The sequence below is a fragment of the Bacteroidia bacterium genome (assembly GCA_027493955.1).
GTDB lineage: Bacteria > Bacteroidota > Ignavibacteria > SZUA-365 > SZUA-365 > JAOSJT01.
On the sequence record JAOSJT010000001.1, the window covers coordinates 1,732,879 to 1,753,960 of the forward strand.

The window sequence follows — 21,082 nt, forward strand, 5'->3', positions numbered from 1 at the left end:
CTTCGCAGCACGATTCCCGACACACTGATGCGGTTTCAGTCCTTGAGGGCCGTCGCCCATCATCTCCTCCCCGGGTACCTGAATCTGATCGAGGCGGATAATCTGTATCGCGCCGCCTCTTTCGTGCTGTCGCAAAACCTCGTGCATGGCGATGCGCTGAAGATGCGCACCGATGGCGGCGATCCGATTGCCTTTGCCGAGTGGGGCTATCTGGGCAAAGGAAAGTTCCAGCGACGGGACTTCCGCTTCTCGACGCTCACGCAATCGGCGGCGTTCAGCGCGGAGGATTCGCTCTTCGCGCATCTGGACAAGAGCGAGATTTTTGCACCGATACGAAGTTATCCGCCGATGACGGTGAGCGATCTGGCCGCGGCGCTCGGTGACACGCAGGAGGAGGCTGTATGAGCAAGCAAGCCGCCTTCGCGCTGCGCGGTCGCAATCCGGATGTGCTGACCTGCATCGCCAACCTCTCCAACGACGAGGTCTTTACACCGCCGGAGTTCGCGAATCGCATGCTGGATACGCTCGCCAATGCGTGGGCGGCGGCCAACAATGGCGCGGACATCTGGGCGGATCCTTCCGTGCGCTTCCTGGACCCCTGCACGAAATCGGGCGTGTTTCTGCGCGAGATCACCAGCCGCCTCAACAAGGGCCTGGCCGCGGCGATGCCCAAGCTCGAGCGGCGGGTGGATCATATTCTGACGAAACAGGTGTTCGGTATCGGCATCACGCATCTCACCAGCCTGCTCGCGCGGCGCAGCGTGTATTGCTCGAAGCATGCGAAGGGTGAGCACTCCATAGCCATATCCTTCACGAGCGATGCCGGCAATATCTGGTTCGAGCGTACCGAGCATACGTGGGTAGCCGACAAATGCACCTTTTGCAGCGCAAGCCGGAAGACGCTGGACCGGGGCGAGGATCTCGAATCCCACGCCTACGCGTTTATTCACAGCAACGACATCAAGTCTCGGATATCCGGGATGTTTGGAGACGATATGCAATTCGATGTGATCATTGGAAATCCGCCGTATCAGTTGGATGATGGTGGCTATGGGCAGAGCGCGGCGCCGATTTATCAGCTTTTCGTGGAAAAAGCTCTGGATCTCGATCCCCGGTATGCCGTTTTTGTCACGCCTTCGCGATGGATGGCCGGAGGGAAAGGCCTCGACAAATACCGGGCACGTATGCTTTCCGACAGACGCATGCGTAACATTGTGGACTTTCCAAAGCTCTATGAAGGCTTTCCCGGCGTGAAGATTCGAGGCGGTATCTCCTACTTTCTTTGGGATCGAGAGCATAACGGACCATGTGAAGTGCAGACGATTTGGGACGGCAAGCCAACAGGACCAGCGGTGCCCCGTTTCCTCGATGCGCACGATATTCTTGTTCGACGCAACGAGGCAGTGCCGATTTTGGAAAAGGTCAAGATGAAGGGTGAGCAGACACTGGATGATCGGGTTTCCAGCAGAAAACCCTTCGGTCTTGCGACAAATTTCAAAGGTAAGCAAACTAAGGCAGGATTGAAGCAACCCGTACAACTCTATGAGAACCAGCGTATCAGCTGGGTTGAGCGTAAAGCCATCCTCATTAATCCCGAATGGATCGACCAGTGGAAAGTGCTGATGACGGCTGTTCAAGGTACCAGCGCCGCGGTTGAAACAAAGTTTCTCAGCAGACCGATCATAGCGGGACCGGAAACCGCATGTACCGAAACCTACCTCGTTGCCGGCATCTTCGATACAGAGACGGAGGCAAAGCTGTACGCGCTCTATCTGCGTACTCGCTTCGTACGCTTCCTGGTGTCCCTTCGAAAATCCACGCAGCACGCCACGCGCGACGTCTATGCTTTCGTACCGGATTTACCCTTGAATCAGGAATGGACCGACGCGAAGCTCTACAAACGGTATAGGCTTTCAAAGGATGAAATTGCCTTTATTGAGTCGCAGGTCGCCGAACATGATCCCGAGCTTTTTGATGAGATCGAATCGGACGAAGGCAGCGATGAATAAACCCACCATCGAGGATATACTCGCTCCCAAACCGAAAGCCAAGCCGCGCATCTACGCGTATTCCATCGCTGATGCGGCGCACGAGGGTCTCCTTAAGGTGGGGCAGACTACGCGCGACGTGAAGCAGCGCGTCAAGGAGCAGCTCAAGACGGCCGCGATCAAGAACTACCGGATCGAGGTCGACGAGCCGGCGGAGCGCGACGATGGCACGATATTCAGCGATCACGAGGTGCGTGCGGCTCTGATGGATAAGGGCTTCGACCACGCGGAACTGGAGTGGATGCGCTGCACGGTCGAGGATGTTCGCACCGTGCTCACCGAATTGCGCACGGGCAAGCGCTTTAGCGGTACGCATCATCAGACCTTCGTAATGCGTCGCGAGCAGGTCGAGGCGGTGAACAAGACGCACGCGTATTTTCACTCCATCTGGAGCGAGGATATGCACGCCGTGCCGCGCTTTCTCTGGAATGCGAAAATGCGCTTCGGCAAAACCTTCACCACGTATCAACTCGCAAAAAAGCTCGGCGCCCGGCGCGTGCTGGTGGTCACCTTCAAACCCGCCGTGGAAGACGCGTGGCAGACCGACCTCGAAACCCATGTCGATTTCGATGGCTGGCAGTATCTCTCACGCAACTCCGCGAGCGATCCGACAAAAATTTCCGCCCGTAAACCGCTGGTGTATTTCGGCTCCTTCCAGGACTTGCTCGGCCGCGACGCGGCGGGGAATATCAAAGCCCGGCACGAGTGGCTCCGTACGGTGCGATGGGATCTCGTGGTTTTCGACGAGTATCATTTCGGTGCCTGGCGCGAGACGGCAAGGGAACTGTTCGAGGGCGAAGAGGAAGCAGTCGCGAAAAAGGAAACGAAGCTGGAATACGCTTCCGAACTCGACAACGTGAACGTGGATCTCGGCGTCCTCTCGGAAAAGGAGACCGACTTTCTCCCTATTACCACGAAGGCCTACTTGTATCTTTCCGGTACGCCGTTCCGTGCGCTGGCCACGGGCGAGTTCATCGAAGAACAGATATTCAACTGGACGTACACCGACGAGCAACGCGCGAAAGAGGAGTTCACGGCGAAGCATCCGGGCGACTGGAATCCTTACGCGGCACTGCCGCAAATGCGCCTGCTGACCTATCAGATGCCGGATGAACTGCTGGCCATCGCATCGGCAGGAGAATTCGACGAATTCGACCTCAATGCGTTTTTCGAAGCCTCGGGTACGGGAGCGCAGGCACGCTTCAAGCACAAACGCGACGTGCAGAAATGGCTGGACATCATTCGCGGCGGCTATACACCCACAACCGTCGATTTCCTGAAAACCGGCTCGCGGCCGCCCTTCCCCTACTCCGATGTTCGCCTGTTGCCCTATTTGCAGCATGCATTCTGGTTCCTGCCCAACGTCGCCGCCTGCCATGCGATGTACAATTTGCTACAGGAAAAGCATAATACTTTCTGGCGCGGCTACAATGTTGTCGTCGCGGCCGGGGCCGCCGCCGGGATCGGGCTCGACGCGTTGCCACCCGTGCGTAAAGCCATCGGTAGCGGCTTTGATACCAGCACCATCACGCTCTCCTGCGGTAAGCTTACCACAGGCGTCACCGTGCCGCAATGGTCGTCCATACTCATGCTGCGTAATCTCACATCACCCGAAACCTATTTTCAGGCCGCGTTCCGCGTGCAATCGCCATGGTCCATCAAGAATCCCGACGGCGATAATCCGAATGAAGAAGAGGTCCTGAAGCCGGGCTGCTTCGTCTTCGATTTTGCCCCCACGCGCGCGCTGCGTCAGTTATCGGAGTACGGCATCGGACTCGCTCCCCACGAACCAAACCCGGAAAACGCCGTCAGAGACCTTGTATCCTTCCTCCCCGTACTGGCCTACGACGGCGCGAACATGACGCAAATCGACGCGGGCGGCATTCTCGACATCGCGATGGCCGGCACCTCGGCGACGTTGCTCGCCCGCAAGTGGGAAAGCGCCCTGCTCGTGAACGTGGACAACGACACCCTGCGCAGAGTGCTCGAACATCCGGAGGCCATGGCCGCGATCGGGCGCATAGAGGGTTGGCGTTCCTTGGGCGACAACATCATCGAGACCATCATCAACAAGAGCGACAAAGTCAAGGAACTGAAAAACAAAGCCAAGAAACGGGCACTCACGGCGAAACAGCAGAAAGAGCTGACGGATGAGGAAAAAGAATACAAGACCAAGCGCAAGCTCGTACAGGAAAAGCTGATCAAATTCGCAACGCGGATACCCGCGTTCATGTACCTGACCGACTTCCGCGAAAACACCCTGCAGGACGTGATCACCAAGATCGAACCCGAACTATTTCTGACTGTTACAGGACTCACGGTGCAGGATTTTCATTTGCTCGTACAGTTGCGCGTATTCAACACCGAGCAAATGAATCAGGCCGTGTTCGCCTTCCGTCGCTACGAAGACGCTTCCCTGCGTTACACCGGCATCGAAAGCCATCCGGGCCTGACCCATTACGGACTGTACGACACCGTGGTTGCGAGGGAGTGAAGGGTGGCGGTGTAAGAGTGTGGTGAACACCAATTTTCGCCGGGATCCTCGCGAGCACGAAGATTAGACATACAGCTATGCCCACAAAATCCTCCATAGAATGGACCGAGTCCACCTGGAATCCGGTGACAGGCTGCAGCAAGATCAGTACGGGCTGCAAGCATTGCTACGCCGAGCGTATGGCGAAACGGCTTCATGCGATGGGGCAGGCGAATTACAGGAACGGCTTCGAGGTAACGCTGCATCGCCATGCTCTGGAATTGCCGCTGCGCCTGCGCAAGCCGCAGGTCATTTTCGTCAACTCCATGAGCGACTTGTTTCATGAGGATGTTCCGCCGGACTTCATTCTGGACGTGTTCGACGTCATGGCCAGAGCTTCGCAGCATACGTTTCAGGTATTGACGAAGCGTGCGGATCGTTTACGCGACATCTGTGATGTTCTGCCATGGCCCGAGAATGTCTGGATGGGGGTTTCGGTGGAGACGGCGCTCTACAAAAATCGTATCGATGCGCTGCGCAATGTCCCGGCGGCAGTTCGTTTTATCTCGCTGGAGCCACTGTTGGGTGATCTCGGCTCGCTCGATTTGCATCGAATCGATTGGGTTATCGTCGGTGGAGAGTCCGGCCCCGGCGCACGACCGATGAATGAAGAATGGGTACTGAACATCAAGGCGCAATGCGAAGCGCAGCAGGTGCCATTCTTCTTCAAGCAATGGGGCGGCGTGCGCAAGAAGCTACGCGGGCGGATGCTGCAGGGCCGGACCTGGGATGAAATGCCGGCACAACCTTTCAGAGTTGCAGTGTAGCAGAAAGAACTCCCAGTATTTAAAAACGCGCATCACCGATGCGCGTTTTTTGTTTTCTGTCATTCTATCCGGCAAAGACCGGAAAATCCGGTTTGTGCGAGTGCTGTCACCGATGAAAATACATCTTGTACTCGAACGGATGCGGCATGGTGGCGATGGCGTGGACCTCTTCGCGCTTGGTCTTGATCCATTGGCGGATGAGGGATTCGGGGAAGACGCCGCCGCGAAGGAGGAAGTCGCAGTCCTTTTCGAGGGCGTCGAGGGCCTCGGCAAGACTGCGCGGGAGGTAGTTCAGGCCGTCCTTCTCGAAGACGTTGCCGTCAATGGGACCAAAACCTTCGGCGCGGGGATCGATTTTGTTGACGATGCCGTCTATGCCCGCCATGAGCATGGCCGCGAGCATGAGATAAGGATTGGCCGTGGCGTCGGGCGGACGGTACTCGAGTCGGGTTTCCCTGGGATCGTACACATAGCGCGGGATGCGCACGCAGCTTGACCTGTTGGCCTGGCTGAAGGTGAGCGCTACCGGAGCCTCGAAACCGGGGACGAGCCGTTTGTATGAGTTCGTGGAAGGATTCGTAAAGGCGGCCAGGGCGTCCGCGTGCTTGAGCAGTCCGCCGATATAGTACAGACCGGTCTCGTTGAAATTCGCGTATTCACCCTGCTTGTAGAAGATATTTTCGCCGTTTTTCGTCAGGAACTGATGCACGTGCAAGCCGCTGCCCGCCTGCTGATACATGGGCTTGGGCATGAAGGTGACCTCGAGTCCCTGCTCGGCCGCCTGACTGAAGAGTATGTACTTGGCGAGGGTGATGTTGTCGGCGGATTTGAGCAGCGGTTCGAAGAGGAATTCGATTTCCTGCTGTCCGCGCTCACCCACTTCGTGGTGATGGTATTTGACGGGAATGCCGGCCTGTTCGAGCAGGCGGCAGGACTCGTCGCGGTAGTCGTCGTAAAGGTCGAAAGGATTGCAGGCGTGATAGGCGTTCTGGAAAAATTCCTCGTCGTGATTCACTTTGTAAAAGGACGAAGACGTACGGGTGTCGAATTCCACGCTGGAAAAAATGTAGTACTCGAGTTCGGGTCCCCAATGCGTCAGATCGGCGATGTCGAGGGATTGCAGCAGTGCTTCGGCCTGACGGGCGACCCAGCGCACGTCCTCGGGAAAGCGCGAGCGCTCCGCGTCGGTGAGGAAGACGTTCGTGAAACAGGTGAGCGTGGGGCGGTCGCGGAAGAGATCGATTTGCACGGTGGAGAGATCGGGCTTCTGCACCATATCGCTGCTCTCGACTTTGGCGAAGCCGAAGCTCGAACCGTCGAAACCCACGCCCTGCTCGCAGAGCAAATCGAGGGTGTTGTCGCGGACGGGCAGCGTGATGTGATGCAGTCGTCCGACGAGATCAATCGTTTTGAGGTCGATGAATTCGATGCTGTGTTCCCTGATCATCTGCTTGACGCGTTCGAGGTCGGCGGCCATAGGTTCTCCTGGCGATGTTGCGGTGCGTGTTCTCTCCCCGAAGACGAAAGTCCTCTAGGGACATTAAGCTACGAAACAGCGGAACAAAACTCAACTTGTGATTTTGGCGCGCCGCGGGAATCGGTGCGCGGATTGCGCGGATCGGGACGGATTCTCGCGGAAGCTTTTTTCGAGGTCATATTCGAAAGGATTTCGGTACGGAAGTCGAAAAATTTCCTCCGCGGAAATCCGTGTTCCATCCGTGAAATCCGTGTACCGATCGATTCGCGGCAGGGATCGGTGCGCGGATTGCGCGGATCGGGACGGATTCTCGCGGAAGCTTTTTTCGAGGTCATATTCGAAAGGATTTCGGTACGGAAGTCGAAAAATTTCCTCCGCGGAAATCCGTGTTCCATCCGTGAAATCCGTGTACCGATCGATTCGCGGCAGGGATCGGTGCGCGGATGACGCGGATCGGGGCGGATTCTCGCGGGAGCTTTTTCGATGTCGTACCCGAAAGGATTTCGGTGCGGGAGTCGAAAAATTTCCTCCGCGGAAATCCGTGTTCCATCCGTGAAATCCGTGTACTGATCTGTTCGCGGCAGGAATCGGTGCGCGGATTGCGCGGATCGGGACGGATTCTCGCGGAAGCTTTTTTCGAGGTCATATTCGAAAGGCTTTCGGTGCGGAAGTCGAAAAATTTCCTCCGCGGAAATCCGTGTTCGAGCCTTGAAATCCGTGTACTGATCTATTCGTGGCAGGAATCGCTACGCGGATGACGCGTATCGGGGCGGATTCTCGCGGGAGCTTTTTCGATGTCGTACCCGAAAGGTTTTCAGTGCGGGAGTCGAAAAATTTCCTCCGCGGAAATCCGTGTTCGAGCCTTGAAATCCGTGTACGGATCTGTTCGTGGCAGGAATCGGTGCGCGGATGACGCGTATCGGGGCGGATTCTCGCGGGAGCTTTTTCGATGTCGTACCCGAAAGGTTTTCGGTGCGGGAGTCGAAAAATTTCCTCCGCGGAAATCCGTGTTCCATCCGTGAAATCCGTGTACCGATCGATTCGCGGCAGGGATCGGTGCGCGGATGACGCGGATCGGGGCGGATTCTCGCGGGAGATTTTTTCGATGTCGTACCCGAAAGGTTTTCGGTGCGGGAGTCGAAAAATTTCCTCCGCGGAAATCCGTGTTCGAGCCTTGAAATCCGTGTACTGATCTATTCGTGGCAGGAATCGCTACGCGGATGACGCGTATCGGGGCGGATTCTCGCGGAAGCTTTTTTCGAGGTCATATTCGAAAGGCTTTCGGTGCGGAAGTCGAAAAATTTCCTCCGCGGAAATCCGTGTTCGAGCCTTGAAATCCGTGTACTGATCTATTCGTGGCAGGAATCGCTACGCGGATGACGCGTATCGGGGCGGATTCTCGCGGGAGCTTTTTCGATGTCGTACCCGAAAGGTTTTCAGTGCGGGAGTCGAAAAATTTCCTCCGCGGAAATCCGTGTTCCATCCGTGAAATCCGTGTACCGATCGATTCGCGGCAGGGATCGGTGCGCGGATGACGCGGATCGGGGCGGATTCTCGCGGGAGCTTTTTCGATGTCGTACCCGAAAGGATTTCGGTGCGGGAGTCGAAAAATTTCCTCCGCGGAAATCCGTGTTCCATCCGTGAAATCCGTGTACTGATCTGTTCGCGGCAGGAATCGGTGCGCGGATTGCGCGGATCGGGACGGATTCTCGCGGAAGCTTTTTTCGAGGTCATATTCGAAAGGATTTCGGTACGGAAGTCGAAAAATTTCCTCCGCGGAAATCCGTGTTCCATCCGTGAAATCCGTGTACTGATCTGTTCGTGGCAGGAATCGCTGCGCGGATGGCGCGGATCGGGGCGGATTCTCGCGGAAGCTTTTTTCGATGTCGTACCCGAAAGGTTTTCGGTGCGGGAGTCGAAAAATTTCCTCCGCGGAAATCCGTGTTCCATCCGTGAAATCCGTGTACTGATCTGTTCGCGGCAGGAATCGGTGCGCGGATGGCGCGTATCGGGGCGGATTCTCGCGGGAGATTTTTTCGATGTCGTACCCGAAAGGTTTTCGGTACGGAAGTCGAAAAATTTCCTCCGCGGAAATCCGTGTTCCATCCGTGAAATCCGTGTACGGATCTGTTCGTGGCTGGAATCGCTGCGCGGATGACGCGTATCGGGGCGGATTCTCGCGGAAGCTTTTTCGATGTCGTACCCGAAAGGTTTTCGGTACGGAGTCGAAAAATTTCCTCCGCGGAAATCCGTGTTCCATCCGTGAAATCCGTGTACGGATCTGTTCGTGGCAGGAATCGGGGCGCGGATGGCGCGGATCGGGGCGGATTCTCGCGGGAGCTTTTTCGATGTCGTACCCGAAAGGTTTTCGGTGCGGGAGTCGAAAAATTTCCTCCGCGGAAATCCGTGTTCCATCCGTGAAATCCGTGTACTGATCTGTTCGTGGCAGGAATCGGTGCGCGGATGGCGCGGATCGGGGCGGATTCTCGCGGCAGCCTTTTTCGATGTCGTACCCGAAAGGTTTTCGGTGCGGGAGTCGAAAAATTTCCTCCGCGGAAATCCGTGTTCGAGCCTTGAAATCCGTGTACTGATCTATTCGTGGCAGGAATCGCTGCGCGGATGACGCGTATCGGGGCGGATTCTCGCGGGAGCTTTTTCGATGTCGTACCCGAAAGGTTTTCGGTGCGGGAGTCGAAAAATTTCCTCCGCGGAAATCCGTGTTCCATCCGTGAAATCCGTGTACTGATCTGTTCGTGGCAGGAATCGGTGCGCGGATGACGCGTATCGGGGCGGATTCTCGCGGGAGATTTTTTCGATGTCGTACCCGAAAGGATTTCGGTGCGGGAGTCGAAAAATTTCCTCCGCGGAAATCCGTGTTCCATCCGTGAAATCCGTGTACTGATCTGTTCGTGGCAGGAATCGGTGCGCGGATGGCGCGGATCGGGGCGGATTCTCGCGGCAGCCTTTTTCGATGTCGTACCCGAAAGGTTTTCGGTGCGGGAGTCGAAAAATTTCCTCCGCGGAAATCCGTGTTCGAGCCTTGAAATCCGTGTACTGATCTATTCGTGGCTGGAATCGCTGCGCGGATGACGCGTACCGGGGCGGATTCTCGCGGAAGCTTTTTTCGATGTCGTACCCGAAAGGTTTTCGGTGCGGGAGTCGAAAAATTTCCTCCGCGGAAATCCGTGTTCGAGCCTTGAAATCCGTGTACGGATTCACAGGTTTCGTTTTTTGACTTGCGGATGATATTTTAATCCTGATTGGCATCACTGGCACACGTACCTCCAAACAGAAAGAGTTTATGCGCTCTTCCCCTCTTCGACATTTTGTTGTCGTCCTGGCCGCGAGCGTCGGGCTGTTCAGCGCGCTCATCGGCGTGGTGTTTCTCATCGCCGGAGCGCAGGCCTACATCGGTCCGGATTTTACGGACACGCCGCCTTTCGCGCAGTTGCTGTATGCCATCGGTTTTATCGGATTGCCTACCGGCACTTTGCTGATGCTCAAGGCCCGGCACAGTTTCAAGCTGGGTTTCGAGAAATACGGTCTCCCAGATCCTCCTATCCGATCCTTTTTCATGAGCGCACTCGGCGTGGTATGTCTGGTAGCGGCCATTTCCGCTTTCGTCATCGTGTGGCTGCTGTTCTGATAAGCCGCCAGCCGTCCTCCCCGCCCTCCTCTTCCCGTTCGCACATCGCAACACGGCGGAACCGCCACCGCGGGGTGCCCATCATGGTCACCGTACACGGCATGGATTCGTAAACGGCATAACTGTATTTTATGTGTTGAGCGTTTTTTTTCGATTGGATCAGAAATGGAAACAATAGAGATACAGCAAGCAGACGGTACAAAAGAACGCGTCCGGCGTCCGGACTGGCTGAAAGTGAAAGTGCCTCTGGGCACGAAATTTTCGGAGATCCGCCATCTCGTGGATGCACAGCGGCTCAACACGGTTTGCGAAGACGCGCGCTGCCCGAACATGGCCGAGTGCTGGAATCGCGGCACGGCTACGTTCATGATTCTGGGCGACGTCTGCACGCGCTCCTGCGGCTTCTGTTCGGTGAAAACCGGGCGTCCCTACGACCTCGACCTCGATGAGCCCCGCCGCGTGGCCGTAGCGGTGGCCGAGATGAAGCTTCGCCATGCAGTGATCACGTCCGTGAATCGCGACGAGTTGCCTGACGGCGGCGCCGGCATTTTCGCAGCCACCATTCGCGCTATTCGCAATCGCGTACCGGGCTGCAACATCGAAGTGCTGACGCCCGATTTCCAGGGCAAGGCTGCGGCGATACAGACGGTGATTGACGCGCGGCCCGACGTGTTCAATCACAACACCGAAACCGTACCGCGTCTGTACCGCCGTGTGCGTCCCCAAGCCAAATACCAGCGCTCGCTGGAGCTGTTGCGCATGTGCAAGGAGCAGGGACTGCGCACGAAAACCGGCATCATGCTGGGTCTCGGCGAGACCGACGATGAGATTCTGCAGGTCATGAAGGATCTCCGCACCGTACGCGTGGACATCATGACGCTCGGGCAATATTTGCAGCCGACGAAGGAACATCTGCCTGTAGAGCGCTATGTCACGCCGGCAGAGTTCGCCCGCTGGAAAAGCACAGGCCTGGAACTCGGCTTCGCGCATGTCGAGTCGGGTCCCCTGGTGCGGTCGAGTTACCATGCGGATGAACAAACCAATGACGATTGCCTGCCCGCCGAAGCATCACAGGATAATGGCACAATCGTCGGTACATGAGAGCGCAGGCGGGACGAGTGAGCTACGCGGATTGCGCGGATGAATACGGATTTACGCGGATAAGAATTTTTTCGGCTCCGGTACCGAAAATTTTTCGATTACGACCTCGGGAAAATTCCCCGCGATAATCCGCATCAATCCGTGTCAACCTCGTACCAATTCCAAGCGGAAACTCGTTCGTACGCGGATTGCGCGGATGAATACGGATTTGCGCGGATAAGAATTTTTTCGGCTCCGGTACCGAAAATTTTTCGATTACGACCTCGGGAAAATTCCCCGCGATAATCCGCATCAATCCGTGTCATCCTCGTACCAATTCCAAGCGGAAACTCGTTCGTACGCGGATTGCGCGGATGAATACGGATTTACGCGGATAAGAATTTTTTCGGCTCCGGTACCGAAAATTTTTCGATTACGACCTCGGGAAAATTCCCCGCGATAATCCGCATCAATCCGTGTCATCCGCGTACCAATTCCAAGCGGAAACTCGTTCGTACGCGGATTGCGCGGATGAATACGGATTTACGCGGATAAGAATTTTTCGGCTCCGGTACCGAAAATTTTTCGATTACGACCTCGGGAAAATTCCCCGCGATAATCCGCATCAATCCGTGTCATCCTCGTACCAATTCCAAGCGGAAACTCGTTCGTACGCGGATTGCGCGGATGAATACGGATTTGCGCGGATAAGAATTATTTCGGCTCCGGTACCGAAAATTTTTCGATTACGACCTCGGGAAAATTCCCCGCGATAATCCGCATCAATCCGTGTCATCCGCGTACCAATTCCAAGCGGAGCTCGTTCGTACGCGGATTGCGCGGATGAATACGGATTTACGCGGATAAGAATTTTTTCTGCTCCGGTACCGAAAATTTTTCGATTACGACCTCGGGAAAATTCCCCGCGATAATCCGCATCAATCCATGTCATCCGCGTACCAATTCCAAGCGGAAACTCGTTCGTACGCGGATTGCGCGGATGAATACGGATTTACGCGGATAAGAATTTTTTCGGCACCGGTACCGAAATTTTTTGGATTACGCCATCGGAAAAATTCCCCGCGATAATCCGCATCAATCCGTGCTATCCGCAGACCAATTCACCAGGGAAGCCTCCGCGATAATCCGCATCAATCCGTGCTATCCGCAGACCAATTCACCAGGGAAGCCTCCGCGATAATCAGCATCAATCCGTGGCATCTGCGGACCACCCCCCCATAAGAAACTCCCCGCGAAAATCCGTCGCGATTCGCGCTATCCATGCCCTGATCCAATCTTCGAAAACCTCCTCACGACTCCGCGTTAATTGAATTATCTGAGAATCTGCTTTATATTAACGTCGTAACGTATTATGTGACAACATGCTGTATCGGTTGCGACTGCTTTTCTTGCCTCTGGGATTCTCTTTGCTGCTGCTGGCATGCAGCGGCGGCGGAGAGGTAACGCGCGAGCTTCCGACGAGCGGCAGCGGGGTCAAGATCAGCAAGGCGCGTCAGTTATTGCTGGACGAGGCGCGGCGCTGGCTGGGTGTGCCCTACTCCTATGGCGGGACGACTAAGAGCGGTGTGGACTGTTCGGGACTGGTGTTCAATGTGTACGGCAAGTTCGGGGTGGAGTTGCCGCGCACGTCGAGGGATATGTTCGGCGAAGGCCGTGCGGTGAATCGCGGCAGCATGCTGCCGGGCGACCTGGTGTTTTTCACCAACGCCGCAGGGAAAGGCATTACACATGTCGGGATTTTCGTGGGCGGCGAGGATTTCATACACTCCTCCACCCAACGCGGCGTCATCACCTCATCGCTGCAGGACGTGTACTACCGCAAGTACTACGTCGGGGCAAGGAAGATCATCAAATAGATCGCCGCGAAAGATCAACTGCGTTCCGAAGGCTGTACGGCTCATCCATAGTCACACCTTATCAATTCTTTCGGACAAATCACGACGCAATGGGCGGATTCTTCTCTTTCTTCTCTTGAAGGAGTTGGTCCCGAATCGTTCGCCATGACAGGCACCGAGCTTGCCGGTGTCTGGGCGCAGGGTGACACACGAAAGTCATTCTGCGCGGAGCGAAGCGGTCCCCGGTCACCCTGCGCGAAGCGAAGCGAGTCGCAGGGTGACGGCGAATTCGCGCTGACCAACGTTTTTGCCTTCCAGCTCAGGACAGAGCGCAGCGCTCCGCTGTTTATGACATCTGGAGGACCCAACCTACATACACCCAGAAATCCGAACGCCGCACTTCTCCGCCAGAGGCGGACGCACCGCGTGGACCTTGTTCTTCGATCCCAAATTTTGCTGCGGTGCTTCGCTCAGTGTGACGGTACTTGTGAATGCACGAAGAAGCTGATGTCGGCCCACGAAATAGGCCGATGTATCCGCCTGAGGCGGACTGGTGGGCACACTCAGGGTGACGATGCTTCTTTTACATCGCCTCAAATGTCACACTCGATATTAACCGTCTCGCACCGCTGTTTACCGGACTCAGGGTGCCCGTAGTTGTACCGGATGCCTGCCGCCGATATCTACGGCATTCTCTCCACGCTCCGCACCATGTCGATGACGGTGCCGTCCACCCATTTGATGGCGGCGATGAATTGATCGGTGAAGGCGGGTTTGTCGGGAGCGCCACCACAGAGGGACTCGACTTCGGCCTTGATCTCTTCGATACGACGGATCGGCAAACCGGCGTTGCGCGTGGCGTCGATCAGGTCCCGGCGCAGCGGATTGATGGCGATACCACGCTCGGTGACAATCACGTCTATGAGCTCGCCTGGTCCGCAAAGCGTGGTCACCTGGTCCACGATCACCGGGATGCGGTCGCGGAAGCTCGGAATAGGTAGTATAGTGCATTTCGAGAACAGGCAATTCTGCCAGCCACCGATGCCGTGCAGCAGTCGCCCGTCGCTGTGCGATACCACATTGGCGTTGAACTGCACATCTACTTCCGTGGCGCCGAGCACGACAACATCCACCATCGACGCGACGTTGCCCTTGCCGTGATAATTGTAGCTCACGAAGGGATTGGTGTGAATGTGACGGGGATTGTCGCGCATGGACTGCACGCCCGCGAGATCGAAGGTCTGCCCGTCGAGAATGTAATCGGTCAGTCCTTCCTCGAGCATGTCCACGAGGTAGCGTGTGCTGCCGCCGCGGACGAAGCGCGCCTTGATCCGCCGTTCGCGCATCATGTCCCGCAGGAAAAGTGCGAAGGAAAGTGCGGTCCCCCCCGCCCCGGCCTGGAAGGAAAATCCGTCCTTCAGTATTCCGGCGGCGTCCACGAAGCGCGCGGTGAGTTCGGCGATGAGCAGGCGGTCGGGACTTTTGGTGATGTTGGTGGTGCCGCTGACGATTTTTTCCGGTTCACCGATTTTGTCCATCACCACGACGTAATCCACCAGATTGCCGTGGATCTGCCAGGGCACACAGGGGAAAGGGACGAGATTATCCGTTACGACGATGACCTTGTCCGCGTACTGCGCATCGGCGAGCGCGAAGCCGAGGCCGCCGCAGGCGGAGGGTCCCTGCACGCCGTTGCAATTGCCGAAGGGATCGGAGGTCGGCGCGGCGATCACGGCGATATCCACATGCACTTCCCCGTCCTGAATCGCCTGATAGCGTCCACCATGCGAGCGCAGCACTCCGAGACCGCGCATTCTGCCCGAGGAGGCGTAATCGCCGAGCGGACCGTTCAGCGAGCCCTCGATGTGATGAATGACACCGCTTTCAAGATGCCGTATTATGGGTTCGTGACAGGGGAAGGCGGCGGAGGGCACCCAGCGCAAATCCCTGGCGCCAAGGTCGGCGGCGGCGTCGAAGACCTGATTGGCCACGAGATCGCCGTTGCGGAAATGATGATGGCTGGAGATGGTCATGCCGTCGCGCAGGCCCGCGCGTTCCAGCGCTTCGCGCAGACTGCCGACGATTTTATTGCCGTCGGCGGGATAATCGGCACAGCTGGCGATGGGTGGCGCGTACTTGCGTCCCGCGGGATGATGCTTACCCACTCCGGCGTAGGGCGCGGATTCCACGCCGTTGATGTTGGTGAGGACTTCGCGTCCCGCGGCGTTTATAACGGTGTTACTGCTCATTGTTTTCCTCCTTCCAGTGTTCCGACAGCAGACCGGCTTTCACGGCGAGTTCTATGTTGCGCAGAGCGCGTTTGACGACGGGCGGATCTATCATTTTCGATCCCAGCGCGACGACACCCAGGCCCCGGCGTTGTGCGTCGTCGAAAGCGAGGACGATGTTCATTGCCTTGTCGAGATCTTTTTTCTCGGGTGCGAAGCCCTGATGCACCACGGGGATTTGCCGCGGATGGATGCATCCCTTGCCATCGAAGCCGAGGGACTTTGCCTCGCGTACGCTCGCGAGCAGTCCGTCCATATCGGACACATCGGAAAACACTGTGTCAATGGCCTGAATGCCGGCGGCGCGGGCGGCGTTGAGCACTGCCCCGCGCATCCAGAAACTTTCGCGTCCTTCGAGCGTGCGTTCGGCGCCGATGTCGGCGGTGTAATCCTCGAGCCCGATGGCCAGCGCGACGACGGATGGTGCGGCCGTCGCGATGTCGTAGGCGAACACCGCGCCCTTCGCGCTCTCGATAATGGGCATGAGAAACACCTCGTCGGCTATCGCATGTGCCGCACGCAGTTCCTCGATGCGGGCATGGACGATACGCAGATGCTGCGCGTCTTCCACCTTCGGAACGAGGATGAGATTGGGGCGCTGCGGGATGATCATGTTCAGGTCCGCCAGTCCGGCGTCGCCCTGATTGATGCGCACCATGCGCTCGGCACCCATGAAGTCTATTTCGCGCAGCGTATTGCGCACGAGTATGCGCGCGGCGTCTTTTTCGGCGGGAGCGACGGAATCCTCGAGATCGAGGATGACGCCGTCCGCGCCGTGAATACCCGCGTTGACGGCGAGTTTGGGATCGTTGCCTGGGAGATAGAGACGCGAGCGCCGGAAGCGGTCGCGCTGCGAGGGTACGATGATGCCTTCCCGATACGGGAGGAGATACTCCGCTGTCATGGCGGGATCGAGTCGTCGGATGGCGGTTTCGATGCGGGCGGCGAGAGTGTAGGGCAAGGCGCCGCTGTCGTCAATGGCCAGATGGGCGTCCGACAGGCCGTAGGAGGTCAGCATCTCGCCCGCCAGCGCGCGGATCGAGCGACCGTACAGCGCGGCAACTTTGCTTTTCAGCACGATGTCGCCCGGGCCGTCGTGCCGTTCAATAATCACAAGGCAATCCGAACGCACGTTCTTCCCGCTGCGTCCGGCTTCTGCTCTGCTGTTCATGATGAAATCCGGTTTCGGTGATGGTTGGTCGAAATGTCGCGCACCGTGCTGGTGGCAACATCTGTAAATATAGCGAGTTTTCGCGGGAGTAGAGACGTTGCAGCAACGTCTCTACGTGGTGGTTCTCTACGTGGTGGGGGTGGGTGTGACGATATTTGACTGATTTTTCATCCCAATTCCAGGTCACGCTCGAAATACACCGTAGCGGGATGTCATCGACGAATCGGACCTGCGCTACACAGCCGATTGACATTCCCCGCCATCCTTTGCACATTACAGCAGAACACATGGGTGAGAAAGATGATGCGTCGGATTCTGTACTTCGCGCTGTTGCCATTCCTTTCAATCGCGGAGTTGCATGCGCAGCTTCCATCGGCCACGGTAGCGGCGGGGAGCGATGCGCTGTTTACCTTCAGCAATGGTTACGGGGCTTTTTACTGCGGCCCGGTGAGCGGGGATAATGGCAACGGCTTTCATGGCGTCACGCAGAACAAGCGCAAGCTCTTCGAGCAGTACTGGATACTGCTGGGCGACATGGTGCTCGATCGCCGCACGGCGGAGTGCACGGTGTCGCCGGCGGGCATTCAGCGACGCTATCCGCTGTACAATACGGTGGAGGAGGTATTTTTCACGGATTCGCTGACCATGCTCGTCGTGGGTATCAGCACGGAATGGCGCGGCGAGGTGAAAATCTATCCGTCGCTGGCTCCGGACTTCGGCATCAGTGCCGGGGGTATCAGCGGCGGGACCTTCGTGATCGAATCTCACGCGCGGCTGACCATGCATGTGGACGGATTGACCGGAAGCTGGGGTCGGGCGCGTCCGCGTGACGTGGAGCGCCTCTCTTCTCCCCCGCCGGCAAATATCCCCGCCATGTACTGGGGTGAATGCACGGGCGAATTCGGCTTCACCTTCGAGTGGCTGCCGTTGGAGACCACCGCGCAGGTGAGAACTCCCGAGCAGTTGCACGGGCTGCTGCAGCGCAAGTCCTCACGAATCGAAGCACTGTTGGCCGAGGCGGCGATTTCCACCGGCGACGAACTGCTTGACGAAACCTTCGCCTGGCTTCTGGCCACGACGGACGCTCTGCTCGTGCGCGAAGCTCAGGCCGGCATCTGGGCGGGTCTGCCGTGGTTCGATGATTTCTGGGGCCGCGACACATTCATTTCCCTGCCCGGCGCGCTGCTTTCGACGGGACGTTTCGAAGACGCGCTGCGTGTAATCGAATCCTTCGCCGCCCGGATGGATACGGTGCGCGGCAGTCCCACCTACGGCCGTATACCCAATCGCGTGCAGCCGGGAGAGGTCATCTACAATACGGTGGACGGAACGCCGTGGATGCTGTACGCGCTGTGGCGGTATTACGAGCACAGCGGCGATGCCGACGCACTGAAGCGCCTCTTCCCCTTCGTGGTTGCCGCCGTGGAAGGCGCGCTGACGCGATGCGACGAACACGGCTTGCTGCGGCACGCGGACGCCGAGACGTGGATGGATGCCGTGGGCGGCCGCGGGCCCTGGTCGCCACGCGGAGATCGTGCGATCGAGATACAGATACTCTGGCTCGCGCAACTGCGCGCGTCGGCCCGTATTGCGCGCATCGCCGGACGCGATGATCTCGCCGATGCGTGGGAAGGCGTGCAGGCCATCCGTGTACAGCGCGCGTTGACGGAGCATTTTATTGATCCCGACAACAACGTACTCATCGACCACCTCAACAGCGATGGTTCGCCAGACAGACAAATACGTCCGAATTCGTTGTTCGCATTCACTCTCGGCCGCGAGGCGGGAACAGCGTTCTCAGAGGAAGCGGATGATTCCACTCTCCTGCGGATTTTCTCCGAGTGCGTGTATCCCTGGGGCGTTGCGTCGCTGTCCCTGCAGGATGAGAATTTCCATCCCTTTCACGAGGCACCGAAGCAATATCCGAAAGACGCGGCATATCACAACGGTACGATATGGACCTGGCTGAGTGGGCCTGCTATCGAGATTCTCTGCGCGCGTGGTTTGGCGGACAGCGCCTGGGTTCTGACACAAACCTTGCACCGTTTGGCGATGCACAGCGGAGCTATTGGTACGATTCCCGAATGTACGGACGCCTTTCCCCGCGACGGACAGCCCACACCGCGCTGGTCCGGAACGTTTTCTCAGGCCTGGAGCAATGCGGAATACCTGCGGACCATGCGCGAATGCTACCTGGGCGCGAGGGTACGCTACGACGGGCAGGCGGTCATCGAATTCCACCCCGCACTGCCGCGGGCACTGGAGCGGCTTTCCGCGTCGGTGCGCACCGCGGCAGGCGCTGTGCGCATTGCCGTGGAGCGCATGCAAAACGGCCGACTGCGCGCGTCTTTCGAATCCGGCGCGTCCGAGCCTGTACTCATTCGACCTCCCTCGCAAAAGCACAGTGGCAAGGCGAGATTCGCACAACAACTACTCCCCGCCGGGGGAAGCATCACGCTGGAGTTGCCGCCGATACAACCCGACGCCGCTTTTGCCCAAGCGTTCCGTTTCGCCCGGTCGGGAGATGCATCCGCATACGCCGTGATGAAAGTACCCGACCATCCGCTGCTGCGTGAAGCGGAGGTGACACGGCGCAACCACGACGCGGGATCGCTGTGTTCGGCGAAGGACCCCCTGCGCGACGACACCGGACCGACCGGCGGTTACCTCTACCCCGCCAACGCGCATTTCCGGCCCGGCATACTCGATATTGCCGGCATGGAGGTTGCAGCGGATAACGAACGCGTGTATTTCACGATTCGCATGCGTGCGCTTTCTCAGCCCGGCTGGCATCCCGAGTACGGTTTCCAGCTCACCATGCTCGCGATAGCGATAGACAGGAGACGCGACAGCGTTTCCGCGGCCGCGACGGAAATCGGGCACAACAGCGGCTACGTGCTGGGTGATGGTTCCGGATATACGCATCTCGTACTTGTGGGCGGCGGTATCGAGGTTCGCGGCGCCGACGGTGGTGTGCTCGCGGCGTACATCCCGGAAAGCAGCGCCGGGGCATTTGGCGATACCGCCAGCGGCGAGATTCGATTCGCGCTCCCCCTCACGCTCTTCGGCCCCGCCGACGCACCATGGCGCTTCACGTTGATCGCCGGTGCGCAGGATGATCACGGAGGCGGCGGCATCGGTGAGTTCCGGGCTGTGCTCCCAGACCGCACGGAGTGGAACGGCGGCGGAAGCACCCAAGCCGGCGTCAACTGGTACGACGAATTACGCTGCCCCTGACATCTGGGTTGGCGTCAACGATAGACTGTATCATCATCTCTGGAAGGAGGTCGTCATCATGTTGAGCATCAACCGCATTCTCGTCCCCATTGATTTCTCCGAGTACTCGAAGAAGGCGTTCCGCTACGCCGTCGAATTCGCGAGAACGTTTTCTGCCGAGATCGTGCTCGTATACGTCGTCGAGCCGGTCATCTATCCCGCGGATTTCAGCTTCGGACAGGTCGCACTTCCCTCCGTGGAAGTCGAGCTGCAGGCACGCGGCGAACAGCAGCTAACGCTGCTCATCGAGAAAGAGGTCCCGGACGACGTGCGCGCCCGCGCGGCGGTACGTTCGGGCAAACCCTTCGTGGAGATCATCCATGCCGCGAAGGAAGAGCAAGCCGACCTGATCATCATCGCGACACATGGACACAGCGGCATCGAGCATGTGTTGTTCGGGAGTACAGCGGAGAAAGTGGTTCGCAAATCCCCGTGTCCCGTGCTGTCCATACGCAGCGCCGACAGCGAATTCGTCATGCCCTAGGGGCAAGGGTCAACCGCCGTTCCGTTCCAGGCGGCTGACGATGAAGTAGTACAGAAGGAAGCCGACACCGCCGCCTGCGCAGATCAGTCCGATGATGATTTCCGGGCGATGTTCACGGCCCCAGGACGTGTCCTGCATCGGTATCGCGAGCAGCAGGCCGATGCCGATGAGAAATACGGCGAGACCGTACTTCAGTGCGCCGTAGCGGTTCGGTTTGCTCACCCCCCGGGTGTAGAGATATTTCAGGTCTTCGGTGACCATGCCGCGGTCGATGATGGCCATGCGTTCCTTGTGTTTCGTATCGAAAAACTTCCAGAGGATGAATGCGGCGCTGCCGAACATGATGATTGGTACAATAATGTCTTCGTCCATGATACACTCCGTTTTCGTGGTACTGCTCTTTTGACCACGATTTCCCGCACAGGGTTTCAGACTGAAACCCTGCGGAACGGAATG

Annotated in this window: 12 protein-coding genes and 1 pseudogene; 9 read left to right on the plus strand and 4 right to left on the minus strand. The window is 57.7% G+C overall.

Annotated features, from left to right (window positions below):
- Nucleotides 1-63 precede the first annotated feature (63 nt).
- From M5R41_06850 to M5R41_06865, 4 genes and pseudogenes are all read left to right on the plus strand, one after another.
- A pseudogene (locus tag M5R41_06850) lies at nt 64-405 on the plus strand (SAM-dependent DNA methyltransferase).
- Nucleotides 402-2,009, plus strand: a complete 1,608-nt coding sequence (locus M5R41_06855; protein MCZ7556102.1) for an Eco57I restriction-modification methylase domain-containing protein — start codon at nt 402-404, stop codon at nt 2,007-2,009. Before M5R41_06850 ends, M5R41_06855 begins: the two are co-directional and overlap by 4 nt.
- Nucleotides 2,002-4,542 carry a GIY-YIG nuclease family protein gene (locus M5R41_06860; GenBank protein MCZ7556103.1) on the plus strand — a complete coding sequence of 847 codons (2,541 nt, stop codon included), beginning with the start codon at nt 2,002-2,004 and terminating at the stop codon, nt 4,540-4,542. The genes M5R41_06855 and M5R41_06860 overlap by 8 nt, the downstream gene beginning before the upstream one ends.
- Nucleotides 4,543-4,619: 77 nt before the next feature.
- Entirely contained in the window at nt 4,620-5,348 is a 729-nt protein-coding gene (locus M5R41_06865) for a phage Gp37/Gp68 family protein (protein ID MCZ7556104.1), read from the plus strand.
- Nucleotides 5,349-5,454: 106 nt separating this feature from the next.
- Here M5R41_06865 and glnA read toward each other — a convergent pair whose 3' ends face one another.
- On the minus strand, nt 5,455-6,825 hold the full coding sequence (gene glnA, locus M5R41_06870; protein ID MCZ7556105.1) for a type I glutamate--ammonia ligase: 1,371 nt from the start codon (nt 6,823-6,825) through the stop codon (nt 5,455-5,457).
- A gap of 3,301 nt (nt 6,826-10,126) precedes the next feature.
- Between glnA and M5R41_06875 the strand changes: the two genes are divergently transcribed.
- The 3 genes from M5R41_06875 to M5R41_06885 all read left to right on the plus strand — a co-directional run bounded on the left by M5R41_06875 (nt 10,127) and on the right by M5R41_06885 (nt 13,428).
- Nucleotides 10,127-10,471 (plus strand): hypothetical protein, encoded by a 345-nt coding sequence (locus tag M5R41_06875; GenBank protein ID MCZ7556106.1) that lies wholly within the window; start codon nt 10,127-10,129, stop codon nt 10,469-10,471.
- 165 nt (nt 10,472-10,636) lie between these two features.
- On the plus strand, nt 10,637-11,572 hold the full coding sequence (gene lipA / locus M5R41_06880) for a lipoyl synthase (GenBank protein ID MCZ7556107.1): 936 nt from the start codon (nt 10,637-10,639) through the stop codon (nt 11,570-11,572).
- Nucleotides 11,573-12,933: 1,361 nt separating this feature from the next.
- On the plus strand, nt 12,934-13,428 hold the full coding sequence (locus M5R41_06885; GenBank protein ID MCZ7556108.1) for a C40 family peptidase: 495 nt from the start codon (nt 12,934-12,936) through the stop codon (nt 13,426-13,428).
- A 662-nt stretch (nt 13,429-14,090) separates the two neighbouring features.
- On the opposite strand, the gene citF is transcribed toward M5R41_06885, so the two are convergent.
- A complete protein-coding gene (gene citF / locus M5R41_06890) occupies nt 14,091-15,656 on the minus strand; it encodes a citrate lyase subunit alpha (protein MCZ7556109.1) in 1,566 nt (521 codons plus the stop codon).
- A complete protein-coding gene (locus M5R41_06895; GenBank protein MCZ7556110.1) occupies nt 15,646-16,866 on the minus strand; it encodes an aldolase/citrate lyase family protein in 1,221 nt (406 codons plus the stop codon). The genes citF and M5R41_06895 overlap by 11 nt, the downstream gene beginning before the upstream one ends.
- A gap of 300 nt (nt 16,867-17,166) precedes the next feature.
- Here M5R41_06895 and M5R41_06900 point away from each other — a divergent pair, with 300 nt between their 5' ends.
- Both M5R41_06900 and M5R41_06905 read left to right on the plus strand, forming a co-directional pair.
- Nucleotides 17,167-20,103, plus strand: coding sequence for a hypothetical protein (locus M5R41_06900; protein MCZ7556111.1), 2,937 nt, complete (start codon nt 17,167-17,169; stop codon nt 20,101-20,103).
- Nucleotides 20,104-20,161: 58 nt separating this feature from the next.
- A complete protein-coding gene (locus M5R41_06905) occupies nt 20,162-20,626 on the plus strand; it encodes a universal stress protein (GenBank protein MCZ7556112.1) in 465 nt (154 codons plus the stop codon).
- A 9-nt stretch (nt 20,627-20,635) separates the two neighbouring features.
- On the opposite strand, the gene M5R41_06910 is transcribed toward M5R41_06905, so the two are convergent.
- Nucleotides 20,636-20,998, minus strand: coding sequence for a hypothetical protein (locus M5R41_06910; protein ID MCZ7556113.1), 363 nt, complete (start codon nt 20,996-20,998; stop codon nt 20,636-20,638).
- Nucleotides 20,999-21,082: the final 84 nt, after the last annotated feature.